Origin of the sequence: Microbacterium sp. B24, from assembly GCF_000333415.1 — a bacterium.
GTDB lineage: Bacteria > Actinomycetota > Actinomycetes > Actinomycetales > Microbacteriaceae > Microbacterium.
Genome location: NZ_BADB01000544.1, coordinates 1 through 3067, shown reverse-complemented (window position 1 = coordinate 3067; position 3067 = coordinate 1). Strand labels below are relative to the sequence as shown.

The window sequence follows — 3067 nt, the reverse complement described above, 5'->3', positions numbered from 1 at the left end:
AGCTCGGTCCCGGGGATCCTCTAGAGTCTGAGCACCGACTGCGTGGGCAGGGCGCCCCGGTACATCGGGTGACGGCGGATCTTCGACATGAAGCTCTCCACCAGGCCCACGGCGATCTGGTCGGCGCGGTCGTCGTCGTTGCCGTAGCTCGGGAACTCGCCCTCGGTGACGTAATCGACCACGATGCCGCGTTCGTCGCGCACGGGGGTCACGGTGGCGTACTTGATGGCCGACAGCGAATCCGCCGCCACCGAGAGCCCCGCGATACCGCAGGCCATCGTGCGCAGCACGTCCTTGTCGTGCAGAGCCATCTCGATGCGCTCGTACGCGTACTTGTCGTGCGACCAGTGGATGCAGTTGAGGGCCTCGACATAGGTCTCGGCCAGCCAGTCCATCGTCTTGTCGAAGCGTTCCATGACGTCGTCGAAGTCCAGCGGTCCGTCGCCGACGGGCGCGGTGGCGGGCGAGACCTGCTTGCCGGTGACCTCGTCACGTCCGCCGTTGATGGCGTACAGCAGCGTCTTGGCGAGGTTGACGCGAGCACCGAAGAACTGCATCTGCTTGCCGACACGCATCGGGCTCACGCAGCACGCGATCGCGGCGTCATCGCCCCAGGCGGGGCGGATGATCTCGTCCGACTCGTACTGCACGGCCGACGTGTCGATGGACACCTGTGCGCAGTAGTCCTTGAAGCCCTGCGGCAGCTCGGGGCTCCAGAACACGGTCATGTTCGGCTCGGGCGCCGGACCCAGGTTGTACAGGGTCTGCAGGAACCGGAAGGAGTTCTTCGTCACGAGGGGACGACCGTCTTCACCCATGCCGCCGATCGTCTCGGTGACCCAGGTCGGGTCGCCGGAGAACAGGCTGTCGTACTCGGGGGTGCGCAGGAAGCGGACGATGCGCAGCTTGATGACGAAGTCGTCGATGATCTCCTGCGCCTCGGTCTCGGTGATCAGGCCCGCCTGCAGGTCGCGCTCGATGAAGACGTCGAGGAACGTCGAGGTGCGTCCGAGCGACATCGCGGCGCCGTTCTGCTCCTTCACGGCGGCGAGGTAGCCGAAGTACAGCCACTGCACGGCTTCACGCGCGCTGGTCGCCGGCCCGGAGATGTCGAAGCCGTACGCCGCTGCCATCTGCTTCAGTTCGCCGAGCGCGCGGATCTGTTCCGCGTGCTCCTCGCGCATGCGGACGACCTCTTCCGAGAACGGCGTGGTGTCCAGACCGAGCTTGTCGACCTTCTTGGCGGCGATCAGCTGGTCGATGCCGTACAGCGCGACGCGGCGGTAGTCGCCGATGATGCGGCCGCGGCCGTAGGCGTCCGGGAGTCCGGTGATGACGTGCGAGCTGCGCGCGGCGCGGACGTTCGGCGAGTACACGTCGAAGACGGCCTCGTTGTGCGTCTTGCGGTAGCTCGTGAAGATCTCCTTGAGGGTCTGGTCGACCTCGTAGCCGTAGGTCTCGAGCGCGCCCTCGACCATGCGCCAGCCGCCGTTGGGCATGATCGCGCGCTTCAGCGGCGCGTCGGTCTGCAGGCCGACGATGAGCTCGTCGTCCTTCGCGATGTACCCGGGGCCGTGGGCGGTGATGCCGGCGGGCGTGTGCGCGTCGACGTCGTAGATGCCCTTCTCGCGCTCGACCGGGAACATCGCCGACAGGGTGTTCCAGATGCGCGTGGTGCGTGCCGTGGCGCCCGTCAGGAACGACGCATCGCCGAGGTAAGGGGTGTAGTTGCGCTGGATGAAGTCGCGCACGTCGACCGCATCCTGCCAGGGGCCGGCGGTGAAACCGTTCCATGCGGCGGGCTGGGTGTCCTGTGCGGAGGGGGTGACGGTAGTCATGATTCGCTTCCTCAAATCCTCGTGGGAGCGGCCCGTCCACCCATCCGTGGGCGAGTCGTTGAGGTCAGCCTAGCGCTTGTGGTCAGACCACAAAGAGAGCATGGATGCCGCCGACAATCGACTCTCCGGAAAGACGGACGCCCCTTGTGGTCAGTCCACAAGGGGCGTCGCGGGCTCGCGGGTGTCGCTGGTCTCAGGCGGGGCGCGTCGGATCGGAGTCCGGCGTGGAATCCCGCGGGTAGGGCACCACCCACGACGGTGCCGGCGGGGCCCATCCGGCCGCGGCGAGGGCTCGGCGTGCGAGCTCTCGCGCCGAGTACAGCACACGAGCGCCTCGGATGTCGCGATAGTCCTGGTGGCCGGGGCCCGCCCAGAGAATCGCGTCGCCGTCGCCGACGCGCGAGATCGCCTCGACGATCGCCCGTCCGGGCGGCGAGATCTCGAGGATCTCGGTGGCCGACACGGCGGCGCGAGCGCCGGTGAGCAGTTCGGCGCGGATGTCGTCGGGGTTCTCGTGTCGCGGATGGTGATCGGTGATGATGAGGATGTCGCTGCCGAGCGCGGCAGTGCGTCCCATATCGAATCTCTTGGTCGTGTCGCGGTCGCCGTCGGCGCCGAACAGCATCAGAACGCGTCCCGGGGTGATGCGCCGCACGGCGGCGAGTGTCTTCTCGAACGCGTCGGGGGAGTGGCCGAAGTCGACGTAGACCGCCGGGCCGCTCTCTCCGGACACGCGCTGTGTCCGCCCCGGGACAGCCGCCTCGATCCGGCGGCCGTCGAGGGCCGCGGCCAGCCGCTCCCACGCGTAGCCCGCCTCTCGGAGCATCACGATGGCGAGCGCCGCGTTGGAGGCCATGTGCGGGCCGATCACCGGAACAGTGGTCGTCAGCGACTGCCCATCGGGGCCGTGAAGAGCGAAGGCGGTGCCGTGTTGTCGCTCGGCGACGATGTTCACGGTCCAATCCGCCGCGACCGGCTCCACGGCCAGGGCCGGGGTGATGATCGTCGTGGTGGGAACCCTCGCCGCCGCGACGACCTCGGCGCCGTATTCGGAGTCGAGGCTCACCACCGCCCGACGACTGCGTTCGGGGGTGAACAGCGGCAGCTTCGCGCGGAGGTAGGTGCCCATGTCGCCGAAGTCGTCGAGATGGTCGTGCGTGAGGTTGGTGAAGCCCGCGACATCGAAGACGATCCCGTCGACCCGGTGACGTGCCAGCGCCTGCGCGCTC

General features: G+C 68.0%; 2 protein-coding genes. Both read right to left on the bottom strand.

From position 1 onward, the window contains the following. Positions 1-20 precede the first annotated feature (20 nt). On the bottom strand, positions 21-1838 hold the full coding sequence (locus I5I_RS15845) for a pyruvate formate lyase family protein (protein ID WP_036322085.1): 1818 nt from the start codon (positions 1836-1838) through the stop codon (positions 21-23). A gap of 193 nt (positions 1839-2031) precedes the next feature. Continuing rightward, a partial coding sequence (locus I5I_RS15840; protein WP_036322082.1) for a Mur ligase family protein occupies positions 2032-3067 on the bottom strand: 1036 nt, incomplete at its 5' end.

What these genes read in the sequence shown, in the direction of transcription:
- I5I_RS15845 (WP_036322085.1), bottom strand. Translation starts at nt 1,838, where the DNA reads ATGACTACCGTCACCCCCTCCGCACAGGACACCCAGCCCGCCGCATGG.